Here is a 16,813-nt window from a genome sequence, read left to right as displayed (position 1 = left end):
CGCTCAGGGCGCCAAGGTGGCGTTGAGCAGCAGCGCGAGCTGGGTACCGGCGCGGCGCAGCTGTTCCTCCGCCACCGGACGCCAGGTGGCGGCATAGCCTTCGGGCAGTTTCGTCGAGGCCGGGTACACGCCTGGTTGGGTGGCGATGGCGCACGATTGCCGCGCCCAGCCCGCGCTGTCCGGCGGCAACACGTACACGGGCATCGGCACCGCCAAGGGCAGTGCACGCAGGTGCTGCAGGTAGGCCGCTTCTTCCAGCCCGGCGCTGGACAGCAGTTTGCTGTCCCAGAGCGAGTGCAGGTTGGTGCCACGGCCATCGATGCTGACCTGCACGGTGTTGCCGCCCTTGTCGTGGGCGTAGCCGGCGTGCAGCGGCTGGTGGATGTCGCCGACGAAATGGACCACGAACTTCAACGCCTGCGCGCGCTCGGCGCGGCTGCGCGTGCGGTCGCCCAATGCCGAAACCTGGGCTGCGATCGCCTCCACCACGCAGTTGCCGCCCTTGCAGTCGCGCGCCACGTCGTAGGTGCACTGCTCCTCGCCGAGGTTGACGTAATGCCATGTGCTGCTGCGCCGGCCCAGATCGGGATCGTGTCCCCGCAGCTCATCGGCCCAGGTGGCAACGCCCGGCAGGGTGGGGTCGCTTTCGCCTTCCAGCAGGCGGGTGACTTCGGTACGGGCAGCGGGGCTCAGTTCGTCGGCCGCGAGCGCGGCGACCAGGCGGTGTCCCATCGCACCCCAGGCCAGCGCCGGAGCGGGTAGGGCGGTCAGGCTGGCGAGGGTCAGTGCGGCAAGCGTCAGGGTGCCGGGAGCAGAAAGAATACGGGCCATGTCCGGAAGGGTATCGGACATGGCCCGCAATGGCAGCCCTGACCTTGGTCAGGGCCGGTGCATCAGAACGAGAACACGTAGGCGGCGCCGTACACCAGCGGGTCGATGTTGACCGTGCCCAGGTCCTGTCCGTCCACGCTCACGTCGGTGTCGATGTCGATCCAGCGCGCGTCGATGCGGATCGCACCGTTCTCGCCGACCTTGAAATCAACGCCGGCATGCGCGGCCAAGCCCCAGGAAGCGCTCAGCTCCAGGTCCGCGCCTTCCAGCGCGCCCGAGGTGTCTTCGCTGAAGAACTTGGTGTAGTTCACGCCTGCGCCCACGAACGGCTTCACCTTGCCCTGGCCGAAGTGGTACTGCAGCGACACGGTCGGCGGCAGGTGCTTGGCCTCGCCCACGGTGCCGAGACCGTCGATGGCGATGTCGTGCTTGAACGGCAGCGAGGCCAGCACCTCGATGCCAAGGTTGTCGGCGATGAAGTACTCGCCGGTGATGGTCGGGCGGACATTGCTTTCGACTTCGACCGGCAGCGCGCCACCGGCGAGGGAGCCGTTGTCGGACTTCGGATTGACCTGATGGACGCCGACGCCGAGGGTCCAGGTGCCGGCGGACTGGGCCAGGGCCGGGGTGGCGGCGCCGCCGAGGACGAGGGCGAGGGCAAGGGCGGATGTGCGGAACTTCATGTGCAAACCTCTGTGGGAGATGACGTTGGAAATCGGTTGCCGTCATTGTCCGCAGCGGTCCAAACGCGCGCTTGATCATCGTCAAGTGCTTGTTTGACGTGGATCAAGCCGGCGCCGAGGCAAGGCTGCTACGCGCGCCAAGGCGCTCCCGGCCGCGGGGCAGGGGCCGCCGGGATGGGGTAAAATGGCGGTTTCTCAAGCTCGCCCCACTCAGGAGCCCCGGTAATGGCGATCAAGGTTGGTATCAACGGTTTCGGCCGCATTGGCCGTAACGTGCTGCGCTCGGCCGTGCAGAATTTCGGCAACGACATCGAGATCGTGGCCATCAACGACCTGCTGGAGCCGGACTACCTGGCCTACATGCTGAAGTACGACTCGGTGCATGGCCGCTTTGACGGCGACGTGTCGGTCGAGGGCAACACGCTGATCGTAAACGGCAAGAAGATCCGCCTGACCCAGGAGCGCGACCCGGCCAACCTGAAGTGGGACGAGGTCGGCGCCGACGTGGTCATCGAGTCCACCGGCCTGTTCCTGGACAAGACCACCGCGCAGAAGCACCTGGATGCGGGCGCGAAGAAGGTCGTGCTGTCGGCGCCGTCGAAGGACGACACGCCGATGTTCGTGTACGGCGTGAACCACGCCAAGTACAACGGCGAGGCCATCATCTCCAACGCTTCGTGCACCACCAACTGCCTGGCCCCGGTCGCCAAGGTGCTGAACGACAAGTGGGGCATCAAGCGCGGCCTGATGACCACCGTGCACGCCGCCACCGCCACGCAGAAGACCGTGGACGGCCCGTCCAACAAGGACTGGCGCGGCGGCCGCGGCATCCTCGAGAACATCATCCCGTCGTCCACCGGTGCCGCCAAGGCCGTGGGCGTGGTGATCCCGGAGCTCAACAAGAAGCTCACCGGCATGTCGTTCCGCGTGCCGACCTCGGACGTTTCGGTCGTTGACCTGACCGTCGAGCTGGAGAACCCGGCCACCTACGCCGAGATCTGCGCCGAGATGAAGGCCCAGTCGGAAGGCGCGCTGAAGGGCATCCTGGGCTACACCGAGGACAAGGTGGTCGCCACCGACTTCCGTGGCGACACCCGCACCTCGATCTTCGACGCCGAAGCCGGTATCGCCCTGGACGGCACCTTCGTCAAGCTGGTGAGCTGGTACGACAACGAGTGGGGTTACTCCAACAAGTGCCTGGAGATGGTCAAGGTCGTCGCCGGCAAGTAAGCCGCAACGCCCGCTGACCGTGGTACCCCGGAAGCCCCGCGCATGCGGGGCTTCTTCGTAGAATGGACATGGCGGTGCCGGTGGCCTGTGCCGCATGTCTGCGGACATTGGTCCGCACCGCGGCGCATTGCGCCGGATGCTCCGCCTTTGCAGGACCACTCCACGATGACATCCGACACCCAAGACACCGTCGCGCTGGACGAGGCACGGATCGCGCAACTCGTGGACCGCTTCTACGCCAAGGTGCGTGCACACCCCGAATTGGGGCCGGTGTTCAATGCCGCCGTGCACGACTGGGACGACCACCAGCGCACGCTGACCTCGTTCTGGGCGTCGGTGGCGCTCAAGCACGGCACGTATCGCGGTAATCCCATGGCGAAGCACCACGGCCACCCGATCCGTCATGAGCATTTCGACCAGTGGCTGGCGCTGTGGCGCGAGACCACGGCCGAGGTGCTGTCGCCCGAGGATGCGACGCAGTTCAACCACTACGCTGAGCGCATCGGCCAGAGCCTGCGTTACGGGCTGGGGCTCAACGGCGGGGTGGGTGCGCGTTCGCTGGGTTTGCCGGTGGTCGGCTCCGGGCGCTGAGTCGGCATCGTGCCGCGGGCCCATGCTGGCCCGCCGTTGCGGTGTGACGCGATGCCAGCACGCTGGAATGGGGCAGCGGCATCCTTGCCGCCCTCCCGCCGGCGTCCCGCCGGTTCCCCGCCTTCCTGGCCCTGCGACGCCGGGCTCCTTCCGGCGCGGGCGAGCCTCCTGCCGCCCTGGACCCCCACGGCCGTGTGGGGGCGTCCTGCCGGACCGCCGCATCCTGCGGTGTCCGACGACGGCGTTTCCGCCGTGCTGCGCCAGCCTCCCCGAAGTAACCAGGCCGGCGCGGATTCCTCGGATCCCGAGGGGGCGTGCCGCCCGGGGTCCTGCATACCGATACAACGCGACGGGCTGCCCCTCCCCCTACCTTCTGTCCCTCCCGTGCAAGCCAATCCCGGGGCCCGTCGGCCTTGGCGGAGCGCGGCGCCGGCGGGGCGGGTTCAGAACGCGGCGTCGAACGCCACTTCGCCCTCCACCCCCACCTGGTAGGCCGAGACCCGGCGCTCGAAGAAGTTGGTCACCTCCTGCACGTCCTGCAGGTCCATGAACGCGAACGGGTTGCTGGCACCGAAGTGCCGGGGCAGGCCCAACTGCGCCAGGCGCTGGTCGGCGCAGTACTGCAGGTACTGGCGCATGTCGCGCGGAGACAGGCCGGCCACGCCGCCGGACAGCACGTCCTCGGCGAACTGCATCTCGCACTCCACCGCCTCTTCCAGCATGCGCACCACCTGGCGTTGCAGGTCCTCGTCGAACAGCCCCGGCTCCTCGGTGCGTGCGGTGCGGATCACCTCGAACGCGAAGGCCATGTGGCAGCTCTCGTCGCGGAACACCCAGTTGGTGCCCGAGGCCAGCCCGTGCAGCAGCCCGCGCGAACGCAGGTAGTACACGTAGGCAAAGGCGGCGAAGAAGAACAGGCCTTCGATGCAGCAGGCGAAGCAGATCAGGTTGAGCAGGAACTGGCGGCGCTGCTCGCGGGTCCCGATGCGCTTGAGATCCTGCACCGAATCCATCCACTTGAAGCAGAACTCGGCCTTGGCGCGGATCGACGGGATGTTCTCCACCGCGGCAAAGGCTTTGGCGCGCGCCACCGGGTCGGGCAGGTAGGTGTCGAGCAGGGTGAGGTAGAACTGCACGTGCAGTGCCTCCTCGTACAGCTGCCGCGACAGGTACATGCGCGCCTCGGGCGCGTTGATGTGCTGGTACAGGTTCAGCACCAGGTTGTTGGCGACGATGCTGTCGCCGGTGGCGAAGAACGCCACCAGCCGTTCGATCAGGTGGCGCTCGGCCGGGCCCAGCTTGTGCTTGAGGTCGTTGACGTCGAGCGAGAAGTCGACTTCCTCCACGGTCCAGGTGTTGCGGATCGCGTCGCGGTACATCTCGTAGAACTGCGGGTAGCGCATCGGACGCAGGGTAAGGTCGAAGCCGGGGTCGAGCAGGCGCGGAGCGGCGGGTTGGGCGGACATGGGCGTTCCTTGGCGTTCGGTGTGCGGACCAGGGGCAGTGCGGGCCGCGATCGCTTGCGTCCATGCGGCCACGCGTCCGTGCGCGGCAACGATCGCGGCCTGCACTGCCCCCGGCCCCGGGGTGCGCCCGGCGCCATCGAGGCCGCCAGGCGGACGGCGGCGCCGAAGGCGCCACCACGTGGTGGGCTACTGGCAGGCCTCGCAGGCCTCCGGGTTCTCCAGCGAGCAGGCGATGGCCTCGGTCGGCGTGTACTCCGGCTTGGGTGCGCTGGCGGGGGCGCTGCTGACCGTGGTCTTGGCAATCCGCGTGGCCGGGCGTGAGCGCAGGTAGTAGGTGGTCTTCAGCCCCTGCTTCCACGCGTACATGTACATGGACGACAACTGGCCGATGTTCGGGCTCTCGATGAACAGGTTCAGCGACTGGCTCTGGTCGATGAACGCACCGCGCTCGGCGGCCATGTCGATCAACGAACGCATCGGCAGCTCCCACGCGGTGCGGTACACAGCACGCAGCGGGGCGGGAATGGCCTCCACGCCCTGGATCGAGCCTTCGGCCAGCTTGATCGCGTCGCGCAGCTCGGGCGTCCACAGACCCAGCGTCTTCAGCTCCTGCACCAGGTAGCGGTTGACCACCAAGAAGTCGCCCGACAGCGTCTCGCGCTTGAACAGGTTGGACACCTGCGGCTCGATGCACTCGTAGCAGCCGGCGATGGAAGCGATCGTGGCGGTGGGCGCGATGGCAATCAGCAGCGAGTTGCGCAGGCCGTGCTCGCGGATGCGCTCACGCAATGCATCCCAGCGTGCGGGCTCCGAAGGTGCCACGCCCCAGGCATCGAACTGCAGTTCGCCCTGTGCGGCGCGGGTGTCGGCAAAGCCCGGATGCCGGCCCAGCTCCAGCGCCAGCTCGTTGGAGGCCGACAGTGCGTGGAAGTAGATGGCCTCGGCGATCCGCCGCGACAACGCGCGCGCCGGTTCGGAGTCGAACGGCAGCCGCAGCTTGAAGAACACGTCCTGCTGGCCCATCACCCCCAGGCCCACCGGACGCCACTTCAGGTTGGCGTTGCGCGCGGTGTCGATGGGGTAGAAGTTGAGGTCGATGACCCGATCGAGCTGGCGCACGGCCAGGCGCACGGTCTCGGCCAGCTTGTCGAAGTCGAACGTGCCGGACAGGCGTTGGCCGGACGCGGCATCCACCGGGCCCTCCGTGTCGTCATCGGCGAACAGCGTCACGTGGTGCGACAGGTTGATCGAGCCGAGGTTGCACACCGCGGTCTCGTCCTGCGAGGTGATCTCCAGGATCTCGGTGCACAGGTTGGACAGATGCACGACATTGCCTTCGCGCAGGGTCTGGTTGCAGGCGCGGTTGGACTTGTCCTTGAAGTTCATCCAGCCATTGCCGGTCTGCGCCAGCGTGCGCATCATCCGTGCGTACAGCTCGCGCGCCTGCACCTGCTTCGTGGCCAGGCCCGCGGTCTCGGCGGCGCGGTAGGCGCGGTCGAACGCCTCGCCCCACAAGTCGGTCAGCTGCGGCACCTTGTGCGGGTCGAACAGCGACCAGGCGCCATCGGCCTCGACCCGGCGCATGAACTCGTCCGGGATCCAGTTGGCCAGGTTGAGATTGTGCGTGCGCCGCGCCTCGTCGCCGGTGTTATCGCGCAACTCCAGGAACTCCTCGACGTCGGCGTGCCACGGCTCCAGGTACACGCAGGCCGCGCCCTTGCGCTTGCCGCCCTGGTTGACCGCCGCGACCGAGGCATCCAGGGTCTTCAGCCACGGCACGATGCCGTTGCTCAGGCCGTTGGTGCTGCGGATCAGCGAGCCGCGCGAGCGGATGCGGGTGTAGCTCAGGCCGATGCCGCCGCTGAACTTGCTCAGCTTGGCCACGTCCATGTAGCGCTTGTAGATGGACTCCAGCGAGTCCTCCGGCGAGTCGAGCAGGAAGCAGCTGGAGAGCTGCTCGTGCGTGGTGCCGGCGTTGAACAGCGTGGGCGAGCTGGGGATGTAATCCAGCTGCGCCATGCGCCGGTACAGCGCCAGCGCGTCGCCCACGTCGCCGCTGAGCGCGCAGGCGATGCGCAGGAAGAACTGCTGCGGCGTCTCGAGCACCGTGCGCGCGGTGGGGTGGCGCAGCAGGTAGCGGTCGTACAGCGTGCGCAGGCCAAAGTAGTCGAAGCGCTGGTTCAGCGCCGGGTCGATGGCGTCGTTGAGCTTGCGCGCATGCGCCTGCACGAAGCCGAGCAGGCGATCGTTGATCAGGCCCAGCTCATGCCCGCGCTGGATCGACTGCGAGAACGCGTGGATTTCCAGACCCGCGACTTCCTTTTCGATCACTTGCGCTAGCAGGCGCGCGGCCAGACGGCCGTACTCGGGCTCCTCGGCGGTGAGCAGGGCGGCGGTGCGGATCGACAATTCGTCCAGCTCGCGGGTGGTGGCGCCGTCATACAGCCCGCTGATGGTGCGGGTGGCCACGCGCATCGGATCAACCGCGTACAGGCCGTCGCAGTTGCGGGTCACCGCACGCACGATCTTGTTGAGGTCCACCGGCTCGCGGCCGCCGCTGCGCTTGGTCACCGCCATGCTGAAGGCGGTGGTGGGCGGGGTCAGGGCGAAGTCTTTGCCGGGAATGTCGTCCTTTCCACGGTGTGGCACGCCGGCGACGACAATCGCACCGGCTTCGTGCCTGGCGATTTCATCGATGGAGTAGGACGCGGTCGGCTCGTTGACGTTGGTCGCCTCGTTGGCCGCTCCGTGGCCGTGGTCATTCTCCGCGCCGTCGGTCTGGTCGGCGGTGCGGGTGTCATTGGACGTGGATGCAGTCATGGCGTGGCTCCGGTGCATGGGCGCACGGTGCCGTCCTCTCCCTCGGAGGGCGGCGCACGGAGGTGCGGACGGCCATCGACGAGCACCGCGATGCGGCGCCGACAGCGCGACCACGCCCCCGCGGGCGCGGAATCCACAGGCTGCAACGGAGGTGTCGCGTGGATCGAGACTGGGCTCGTCCAAGGGCGCGCGCCGTGCCGGGAGGCAACGGGCAGGGCCAACACCGTGCACCGCGCCATGGGCGGCGACGCACGGCGGCCGCAGCGGCAAGCCGCGCGGCGCGACACCGACCGCCCTCCCCCGAGGACTCCCTGGCCGGTCACCGCGCGGTGTGCTTCGCGCGGCTGTCGGCAGGTCTTCGGGCTCGGGACACGACGCCGTGCGTCTCCTACTGGCGGTCGCTTCCCAGGCCTTCGCCCAGTGCCATGACCGCGGTCGTTTCCCATACCGCTGCGGGGCAGCGCCGGCATCTCACCGGCTTCCCTTTTCAGCCGACCCGCGAAGGTCGGCACCGACGCCCACAACATATCCTGTTTCTGGGTGGCGTCAACACCAAATGTTGGGCTTTTGCCGCAACGGCCCGCCACGCAAGGATTTGCCGCGAAGGCGCGGGGGCGGGACAATGGGCGGCTTCGCGCCGCCTTTCGCGCTGCGCCCCCCATCCCTGCCCACCGGAATCGCCCATGTCCATCGTCCGCATGACCGACCTCGACCTCGCCGGCAAGCGAGTGCTGATCCGCGAAGACCTCAACGTGCCGATCGAGGACGGCCGTATCACCTCCGAGCAGCGCATCACCGCATCGCTGCCGACGATGAAGCTGGCGCTGGAGAAGGGCGCGGCCGTGATGGTCACCTCGCACCTGGGCCGTCCGAAGGAGGGCGTGTGGTCCGAGGCCGATTCGCTGGCGCCGGTGGCCAAGCGCCTGTCCGAACTGCTGGGCATCGACGTGCCGCTGGTCAAGGACTGGGTCGACGGCGTGGACGTGCAGCCCGGCCAGCTGGTGCTGCTGGAGAACTGCCGCATGAACGTCGGCGAGGGCAAGGATGACGAAGCCCTGTCGAAGAAGTACGCGGCGCTGTGCGACGTATACGTCATGGACGCCTTCGGCACGGCGCATCGCGCGCAGGCGTCCACCCACGGCGCGATCCGTTTCGCCAAGGTCGCCGCTGGCGGCCCGCTGTTGATGGCGGAGCTGGATGCGCTGGCCAAGGCGCTGGAGCATCCGGCGCGCCCGCTGCTGGCGATCGTTGCCGGCAGCAAGGTCAGCACCAAGCTGGAACTGCTGTCGTCGCTGGTGGGCAAGGTCGACCAGCTGATCGTCGGTGGCGGCATCGCCAACACCTTCATCGCCGCGATGGGCCACTCGGTCGGCAAGTCGCTGGTCGAGATGGACCTGATCGATACGGCCAAGCAGATCATGGCCGATGCCAAGGCGCGTGGTGCCGACATCCCGGTGCCGACGGACGTGGTGGTGGCCCCGGCCTTCGCCGCCGACGCACCGGCCACGGTCAAGGCCGTCGACGCCGTCGGTGCCGACGACATGATCCTCGACATCGGTCCGGACACGGCCGCTGCCTACGCCGCGCTGATCGCCAAGGCGGGCACCGTGGTGTGGAACGGCCCGGTCGGTGTGTTCGAGTTCGACGCGTTCGGCAAGGGCACCGAAGCTCTGGCGCGCGCGATCGCGGCGTCGAACGCGTTCTCCATCGCCGGTGGCGGCGACACGCTGGCGGCCGTGGACAAGTACGGCATCGAGCAGGACGTGTCCTACATCTCCACCGGCGGCGGTGCGTTCCTGGAATTCCTGGAAGGCAAGGAGCTGCCGGCGGTTACTGCGCTCAAGGCGCGCGGCTGATCCGGGGCGGCGCCAGGCCGGCGTCGATCCCCAACCAAGCGGCGGGCCGGTGCGAACCGGCCCGTTGCGTTTCCAACCCTGCAGGTTCCCGATGCCTCACTCCAAGCCCACGCTGTTCTTCGACATGGACGGCACGCTGATCGACTCTGCCGTCGGGATCACCCGATGCGTCGCGCACGCGCTGTTGCGCATGGGCCTGAAGGTTCCGCCGGATGCGGAGCTGCGACGCTGGATCGGACCTTCGTTGCGCACCAGCTTTGCGCCCTTGCTGCATGACGCGGCGCGGGTGGAGCAGGCGGTGGAGCACTACCGCGATCGGTTCGAGACCCACGGCTGGGCCGAGCACGAGTTGTACGACGGCATCGATGCGGCCGTGCGCACGCTGCACGCCGCGGGTCATCGACTGGCTGTCGTCACCGCGAAGAACGAGCCGCATGCGCGCAAGATCGCGGCGCACCTGCCGTTCGGCCACCTGTTCGAAGATGTCATCGGCGCAACGCCCGACGGCAGTCGCAGCCACAAGCCAGAACTGATCGAAGAGGCGTTGCGCCGGCTGGCGTTGCCCCCGGAGCGTTGCGTGATGATCGGTGACCGCCACATGGACATCGAGGGCGCGCGCCACCATGGCATGCGCAACATCGGCGTGCTGTGGGGGTTTGGTGGCGAGGTGGAGTTGCGCGCGGCGGGTGCGGTGCAACTGGCGTCATTGCCCGCGCAGTTGCCCGAGCTGCTGGCGGCCTAGTCGCGGCTCATCGCGGCGCGGCGAGCCAGTCCCGCGCCAGCAGGCCATACATCGCCGAATCCTGCAGGTCGCCGCCGACGCACCAGCGCTCGCGCAGCAGACCCTCCCGCGCGAAGCCCAGTCGCTCGACCAATCGGCACGATGCGGCGTTGCGCGGATCGATGTCGGCCTCGACCCGCCGCAGCCCCAGCGGGCCGAACGCATGCTCCAGCACCTTGCCCAGCGCGCCGCGCGCATGGCCGCGTCCCCACTGCGAGGAGTGCAGGGCATAGCCGATTTCGGCACGGCCCTGTTCGACGTTGATGGCGAACAGGGTGACGCCGCCGATGAGGCGGTCGCTGTCCGCGTCGGCCATCGCCCAGCACAGTAGTCGAGACGGATCGTGGCCGGCCAGCGCGCCCGTGAACCGCTCCCGTGCCTGGTCGACGTGCGTCCACGCTGGGAAGCTCCAGTAGCGCATCACCTGCGGGTCGGAATACAGCGCGAAGAAATCCTGGAGGTCGTTCTCGCGGTGCGGACGCAGGCGTACGGAGCCGGCGTCGAGCACGGGCAATGCGGGCGGATTGCACTGCGATTCCGGTTGGGTTGCGTCAGGCATACGTATTCAATCCAGTCGGTAGCGGGGCTGTGCTAGCGTGAGTCCATTCAGGAAAGTCTGACACGCCCATGACGCTTCGCCGCACCAAGATCCTCGCCACCCTCGGCCCGGCCACCGACGCGCCGGGCGTTCTCGACGCGCTCCTCGCTGCCGGCGTGGACTGCGTCCGCCTCAATTTCTCGCACGGTGATCCGGCTGGCCAGGTCGCCCGCGCGCATGCGCTGCGCGAGGCCGCCGGCCGCGCCGGGCGCGAGGTCGGCATCCTGGCGGACCTGCCGGGCCCGAAGATCCGCATCGAACGCTTCGCCGAAGGCAAGGTGCAGCTCAAGGCCGGTGATCGCTTCGACCTGGTGGCGCGCGCCGATGCGCCGGCTGGCAGTACGCAGGAAGTGGGCGTCAGTTACCTCGGCCTGCCGGGCGATGTGAAGCCCGGCGACGTGCTGCTGCTGGACGACGGCATGATGCAGTTGCGCGTGGATGCGGTGGAGGGCGACCGCATCGTCAACACGGTGCTCAATGACGGCGCGTTGTCGGACCGCAAGGGCCTGAACAAGCAGGGCGGTGGCCTGTCGCTGGGCGCGCTGACCGAGCGCGACCGCGAACTGATCGCGGTGGCCGCCGAACTGGGCGCTGACTTCATCGCGGTGTCGTTCTGCCGCACCGCCGAGGACATGCACGAGGCGCGCCGCGTGGCGCGTGCGGCCGGTAGCAATGCCGCGCTGGTATCCAAGATCGAGCGCGCCGAGGCGATCGAGAACCTCGCCGAGATCGTCGAGGCCAGTGACGTGGTGATGGTCGCGCGCGGCGACTTGGGCGTGGAGATCGGTGACGCCGAGCTGCCCGGCCTGCAGAAGAAGATCATCCGTGAGGCCCTGGAGCGCAACCGCGTGGTGATCACCGCCACGCAGATGCTGCAGTCGATGGTCGACAGCCCGATCCCGACCCGCGCCGAAGTGCTGGACGTGGCCAATGCGGTCATCGATGGCACCGACGCGGTGATGCTGTCGCAGGAGTCGGCGGCCGGTCGCTACCCGGTCAAGGCGGTGGAGGCGATGGCCCGCATCTGCCTGGGTGCCGAGCGCCAGTTCAACCACGACACCGACTTCGAGGAAGCCCCGCGTGGGCTGGAGCGCGCCGACCACGCCATCGCCATGGCGGCGATGTTCCTGTCAGAGCACATCGGCGTGCGCGCCATCGTGGCGATGACCGAATCCGGCGGCACCGCGCGCTTCCTGTCGCGGTTCCGCGCGCCGTCGCCGGTGTTCGCGCTGTCGCGCCACGCCGACGCGCGCCGGCGCATGGCCCTGATGCGCGACGTGACCCCGATCGCGTTCGACAGTCGCGGCATGGCCTCGCGCGACGCGGCCCGCGGTGCCATCCGCCAGTTGTTCGATGCCGGCCACCTGGTGCCGGACGACCGGGTCATCTTCACCAGCGGCGACACCATGGAGCAGCACGGCGCGACCAACACCCTGCGCCTGCTGCAGGTGGGCGCCGACGGCTGCGCGCAGGGTCTGGGCGAGCTGTAAACACCGTTCGTCGGCCGCCGGCCACGCCGGTGGCCGATCGGCACCAACCCGGCCGTTGGCGTGGGCATGTCCCGGAGTGGGGAGAGTGCCGTGGCCCGTGCAGCAGCCGTGGGTGCGTCAGAAGGGGCTGGCGGGTGCCAGCGTGCCGGCCAGAAGGCGTGGCGAGGATTGGCTGATTTGGCCGGAATTGCGGCGCTACTGCTGTCCGGTTGCACCACCGTTGGCATGCACACGCGGGAACGGGCCGCGGTGGACTACGGCGCCCCGGTCACGATGCGGGTTTGCATCCTGAAAGCGCCCAGGGTCTCCGACGACCGCGTCGACGAGCTGATCGGGGCGGTCAACCGCGAGTTCGTGCCCTACGGCATCCGCGTGACCGTGCCGTGGGTGCGGCCTTGGGTGCGGCCGGCGCAATCGTTCAAGCACATGTTCGACGACGTGATGCGCCGGGACCTGGAGCCGCCGTGCGACCGCCTCGTGGTCTTCGCCGACCGCAACGCCGGCGACGCCCTGCGCGGCATGCTGATGCCCGAGATCCTCGGGGCAGTGGATGACACCACCCACACCCGCGGCCTGGTCATCGCCAACCGGGCCACGCTCAACCAGCTGCTGCAGTCGCCCGAGGGCACGGCCGTCCACGAGTTCTACCACCTGCTGGGCTGCCCGCACGCGATGTCGCTGTCCAAGTGCTACATACGGATCGCCCTGGTGAAGCGTCAGTTTGCCCGCGACCCGCAGTTCTTCCCCGGGGTGCGGGCCGACGGGCGGCTGTTGGTCACCCGCGATGCGGCCAATTCGATGCTGCGGCGCGCGCTGGATCGCTGAGCCGCGCCGACGGGCAGTCAGCCCAGCCCCGTAGCGGAACGGGCCGGGAAACCCGACAACCAGAGCCGGCGCGACCCGGGAAGGCGAACTTTTCGCTTTTTTCCCAACGACTTGCGCGGGGCGGGCAGGCACGCCCGTGCCGGGCCGGGCTATAATCCCGATTCTTTCCCAGCCGCTTCTTCAGGATCCCATGAGCATCGAACAGCTTGCAGAAACCGCCCTGGCCATGGTCGCCCCGGGCAAGGGCATCATCGCCATCGACGAGTCCAACGCCACCTGCAAGAAGCGCTTCGACGGCGTGGGCATCGAGTGCACCGAGGAGACGCGCCGCGCTTACCGCGAGCTGCTGCTGACCACGCCGAAGCTGGGTGAGCACATCTCGGGCGCGATCCTGTTCGACGAAACCATCCGCCAGTCGACCAAGGACGGCGTGCCGTTCACCAAGGTCATGATGGACAACGGCATCATCCCGGGCATCAAGGTCGACAAGGGCACCTTCCCGCTGGCCGGCTTCCCGGGCGAAGTGGTGACCGAGGGCCTGGACGGCCTGCGCGCCCGCCTGGAGGAGTACTACAAGCTCGGCGCCCGCTTCGCCAAGTGGCGCGCGGTGATCAACATCAGCGACGAGACCCCGTCGGGCACCTGCATCGACGCCAACACCCATGCGCTGGCCCGCTACGCCGCGCTCTGCCAGGAGCAGGGCCTGGTGCCGATGGTCGAGCCGGAAGTGATCATGGACGGCAGCCACGACCTCGACACCTGCTACGACGTCACCGAAGTGACCCTGCGCTCGCTGTTCGCCTCGCTGCACGAGCACAACGTGATGCTCGAGGGCACCATCCTGAAGGCCTCGATGGTCATCTCGGGCACCACCTGCGCCGAGCAGGCTGGCGTCGAGGAAGTGGCCGCCGCCACCCTGCACTGCCTGAAGGCCACCGTGCCGGCCACCCTGCCGGGCGTGGTGTTCCTGTCGGGTGGCCAGTCCGACACCGCCGCCACCGCGCACCTCAACGCGATGAACCAGATGGGCCCGAAGCCGTGGCCGCTGTCGTTCTCGTACGGCCGCGCCATGCAGCAGGCCGCGCTCAAGCTGTGGGCGCAGGACATGGTCGGCAACTACGCCGCCGCGCAGCAGACCGTGTACGAGCGTGCCCGCGACAACGGCCTGGCCGCGCTGGGCGAGTGGAAGGCCGCGTAAGCGACCTCGCCACCGTGGCTCGATGAAGAACGCCGGTCTTGCGACCGGCGTTCTTTTTTTCAGGGGATCACGGCAGGCTCGCCAGCCACTCGTCGTCCGAGCCCTCGTTCACGCCTTCGAACAGGAAGGTGCTGAGGTAGCGCTCGCCGGTGTCGGGCAGCATCGCCAGGACCGCGGCGCCGGGTTCGGCGGTGCGGGCCACCTCCAGCGCCGCGGCCATGGTCGCGCCTGCAGAGATGCCGACGAACAGGCCTTCTTCCATGGCCAGGCGCCGTGCGGTGTCGCGGGCCAGCACGTCGTCGATCGGCAGGATCGCATCGGCCACGTTGCGGTTGAGCACCTCGGGCACGAAGTCCGGCGTCCAGCCCTGGATCTTGTGCGGCTGCCATTCCTTGCCCGACAGCAACGCTGCGCCGGCCGGCTCGCAGGTAGTGATGCGCACTTCCGGCCGCGCGGCCTTCAGCACCTCGCCCACGCCGGTCAGGGTGCCGCCGGTGCCCCAGCCGGTGACGAAGTGATCCAGCCGGCGCCCGGCGAAGTCGCGCAGGATCTCCGCCGCCGTGGTCTGGCGGTGGTACGCCGGATTGGCCGGGTTGGTGAATTGGCGGGCGAGGAACCAGCCGTGTTCATCGGCAAGCGCCTCGGCGCGCCGGACCATGCCGCTGCCGCGCTCCGCGGCCGGGGTCAGGATCACCTTGGCCCCATAAGCGCGCATCAGCTTGCGGCGCTCGATCGAGAACGTCTCGGTCATCACCGCCACGAACTTGTAGCCCCGCGCCGCGCAGACCATGGCCAACGCCACGCCAGTGTTGCCGGAGGTAGCTTCGACCACGGTGTCGCCCGGCTTCAGCAGGCCCTTGGCCTCGGCATCGAGGATGATCGCGATGGCCAGGCGGTCCTTGACCGAGCCACCGGGGTTGAACGACTCAACCTTGGCGTAGAGGTCGATGCCCTGAGGGCCGATGCGATGCAGGCGCACGACCGGAGTCCGGCCGATGGTGTCGAGGATGCTGTCGTGGATCATGGGGACCTCGGTACGAAAGGGAAGCCGGCGCCGCTGGACCGGTGTTCTGGAATACGTGGCAAGGGGCGCCAAGGGGCCTTGCACGCGGTTTCGGCCAGCCTACGCCCGCCACCGTTCAGTGCCCGTCACAGGGCGCGTCCCGCACCTGCCCGAATCTGGCGGGAGCGCCCACGGTCAACCTTTGGCCTACGCAGGCGTTTACGCCGTGCCACTAGAATCGGGGTCCCCTGCCCGAAACCGGCCCGCCGAATGCGTATTCGCTCCCTGTCCCGTGCCGCCTGCGTCCTCGCGCTGGGCCTGACCCTCAGTGCCTGTGGCGGTGACAAGAAGGGGGCGGGCAAGGGCGGCGGTGACCGACCGACCACCGTCACCACCACGGTGTTGCAGCCCCGCGCGTGGAGCGACACCGTACAGGCACTGGGGACGGTGAAGGCGCACGAATCGGTGACCGTCACCGCCAAGGTCAGCGAGACCGTGGAGGCGGTGCACTTCGACAGTGGTGACGTGGTGCCCAAGGGCGCCGCGCTGGTGACGCTGAGCGGGCGCCAGCAGCAGGCCGCGTTGAGCGAAGCACAGGCCAACGCCAACGAAGCGCAGCGTCTGTTCAAGCGCCAGGAGGAACTCGCAGCGCAGCAGTTGATCGCACGCGCCTCGCTCGACAGCCAGCGCGCCACCCGCGATGCGGCCAATGCCCGCGTCGCGCAGATCCGCGCCAACCTCGGCGACCGCGTCATCCGCGCGCCATTCTCCGGTGTGCTGGGCCTGCGCCAGGTGAGTCCGGGTGCTCTGGTCACGCCGGGCACGGTCATCACCACCCTGGACGACACCTCGCGCGTATTCGTCGACTTCCCGGTGCCGGAGGCGGTGCTGGGCCAGGTCGCGCCGGGCCAGCGCGTCAGCGGCACCAGCGTGGCGTGGCCGGGCCGCACCTTCGACGGCACCGTGGCCACGGTCGATTCGCGGCTGGACGAAGCCACCCGCGCCGTCATCGTACGCGGTGACTTTCCCAACACAGACCGCGCATTGCGCCCGGGCATGCTGCTGCAGGTGACCCTGAGCCGCCCCGAACGCCAAGCGCTGCTGCTGCCGGAAATCGCGGTGGTGCAGGTGGGCAACGCCAGTTACGTGTTCCGCGTGGGCGCCGATGGCACCGCCCAGCGCGCGGACGTGAAGGTGGGTGTGCGCCGTGATGGCCTGGCCGAGATTCTCGACGGACTCATGCCCGGCGACCGCGTGGTCGTGGACGGTACCGGCAAGCTGCGCCCGGGCGCGAAAATCGTGGAGGCCGAGGCCGCTCCGGGTGAAGGCGGCGTGACGCCCAAAACACAGCCCGCGGCCGAAGGTGCAAAGGCACCGGCCCCACGGGCGGATGCCGGCGCGAAGTCGTCATCTCCGCCCGCCGGTTCCAAGGGCTGACCGC

The 16,813-nt window shown here is 68.7% G+C and carries 14 protein-coding genes and 1 riboswitch; of the genes, 8 read left to right on the top strand and 6 right to left on the bottom strand.

Annotated features, from left to right (window positions below):
* Positions 1–3: 3 nt before the first annotated feature.
* Positions 4–852: a S1/P1 nuclease gene (locus N800_RS05315; RefSeq protein ID WP_198032473.1), complete on the bottom strand. Its 849-nt coding sequence runs from the start codon at positions 850–852 to the stop codon at positions 4–6.
* Positions 853–893: 41 nt separating this feature from the next.
* Positions 894–1,514 (bottom strand): OmpW/AlkL family protein, encoded by a 621-nt coding sequence (locus N800_RS05310; protein ID WP_036135591.1) that lies wholly within the window; start codon positions 1,512–1,514, stop codon positions 894–896.
* Between the two features lie 225 nt (positions 1,515–1,739).
* On the opposite strand from N800_RS05310, the gene gap reads away from it, so the two are divergent.
* Together gap and N800_RS05300 are read left to right on the top strand one after the other, a co-directional pair.
* Positions 1,740–2,744 (top strand): type I glyceraldehyde-3-phosphate dehydrogenase, encoded by a 1,005-nt coding sequence (gene gap, locus N800_RS05305; RefSeq protein WP_036135589.1) that lies wholly within the window; start codon positions 1,740–1,742, stop codon positions 2,742–2,744.
* A 165-nt stretch (positions 2,745–2,909) separates the two neighbouring features.
* Positions 2,910–3,335 (top strand): group III truncated hemoglobin, encoded by a 426-nt coding sequence (locus N800_RS05300; RefSeq protein ID WP_036135587.1) that lies wholly within the window; start codon positions 2,910–2,912, stop codon positions 3,333–3,335.
* Between the two features lie 443 nt (positions 3,336–3,778).
* Here N800_RS05300 and N800_RS05295 read toward each other — a convergent pair whose 3' ends face one another.
* Positions 3,779–4,801: a ribonucleotide-diphosphate reductase subunit beta gene (locus tag N800_RS05295; RefSeq protein ID WP_036135742.1), complete on the bottom strand. Its 1,023-nt coding sequence runs from the start codon at positions 4,799–4,801 to the stop codon at positions 3,779–3,781.
* A gap of 186 nt (positions 4,802–4,987) precedes the next feature.
* Entirely contained in the window at positions 4,988–7,378 is a 2,391-nt protein-coding gene (locus tag N800_RS05290; protein WP_084087252.1) for a ribonucleoside-diphosphate reductase subunit alpha, read from the bottom strand.
* A 575-nt stretch (positions 7,379–7,953) separates the two neighbouring features.
* Positions 7,954–8,152, bottom strand: a riboswitch (cobalamin riboswitch).
* Between the two features lie 152 nt (positions 8,153–8,304).
* Here N800_RS05290 and N800_RS05285 point away from each other — a divergent pair.
* Positions 8,305–9,477 carry a phosphoglycerate kinase gene (locus N800_RS05285; protein WP_036135585.1) on the top strand — a complete coding sequence of 391 codons (1,173 nt, stop codon included), beginning with the start codon at positions 8,305–8,307 and terminating at the stop codon, positions 9,475–9,477.
* A gap of 91 nt (positions 9,478–9,568) precedes the next feature.
* Positions 9,569–10,219 carry an HAD-IIIA family hydrolase gene (locus N800_RS05280; protein WP_036135583.1) on the top strand — a complete coding sequence of 217 codons (651 nt, stop codon included), beginning with the start codon at positions 9,569–9,571 and terminating at the stop codon, positions 10,217–10,219.
* A gap of 7 nt (positions 10,220–10,226) precedes the next feature.
* On the opposite strand, the gene N800_RS05275 is transcribed toward N800_RS05280, so the two are convergent.
* Positions 10,227–10,817 (bottom strand): GNAT family N-acetyltransferase, encoded by a 591-nt coding sequence (locus N800_RS05275; protein WP_052107941.1) that lies wholly within the window; start codon positions 10,815–10,817, stop codon positions 10,227–10,229.
* Positions 10,818–10,885: 68 nt separating this feature from the next.
* Between N800_RS05275 and pyk the strand changes: the two genes are divergently transcribed.
* The 3 genes from pyk (at position 10,886) to N800_RS05260 (ending at position 14,369) form a co-directional block, all read left to right on the top strand.
* On the top strand, positions 10,886–12,346 hold the full coding sequence (gene pyk, locus N800_RS05270; RefSeq protein ID WP_036135581.1) for a pyruvate kinase: 1,461 nt from the start codon (positions 10,886–10,888) through the stop codon (positions 12,344–12,346).
* 177 nt (positions 12,347–12,523) lie between these two features.
* Positions 12,524–13,171: a hypothetical protein gene (locus N800_RS15225; RefSeq protein ID WP_198032472.1), complete on the top strand. Its 648-nt coding sequence runs from the start codon at positions 12,524–12,526 to the stop codon at positions 13,169–13,171.
* A 190-nt stretch (positions 13,172–13,361) separates the two neighbouring features.
* Positions 13,362–14,369: a class I fructose-bisphosphate aldolase gene (locus N800_RS05260; protein ID WP_036135579.1), complete on the top strand. Its 1,008-nt coding sequence runs from the start codon at positions 13,362–13,364 to the stop codon at positions 14,367–14,369.
* 67 nt (positions 14,370–14,436) lie between these two features.
* On the opposite strand, the gene cysK is transcribed toward N800_RS05260, so the two are convergent.
* Positions 14,437–15,393 carry a cysteine synthase A gene (gene cysK / locus N800_RS05255; protein ID WP_036135577.1) on the bottom strand — a complete coding sequence of 319 codons (957 nt, stop codon included), beginning with the start codon at positions 15,391–15,393 and terminating at the stop codon, positions 14,437–14,439.
* Positions 15,394–15,642: 249 nt separating this feature from the next.
* Between cysK and N800_RS05250 the strand changes: the two genes are divergently transcribed.
* Positions 15,643–16,809: an efflux RND transporter periplasmic adaptor subunit gene (locus N800_RS05250; RefSeq protein WP_052107939.1), complete on the top strand. Its 1,167-nt coding sequence runs from the start codon at positions 15,643–15,645 to the stop codon at positions 16,807–16,809.
* Positions 16,810–16,813 lie beyond the last annotated feature (4 nt).

This window comes from Lysobacter daejeonensis GH1-9, assembly GCF_000768355.1.
Lineage (GTDB): Bacteria > Pseudomonadota > Gammaproteobacteria > Xanthomonadales > Xanthomonadaceae > Aerolutibacter > Aerolutibacter daejeonensis.
This window is presented reverse-complemented; position numbering and strand designations above follow the sequence as displayed.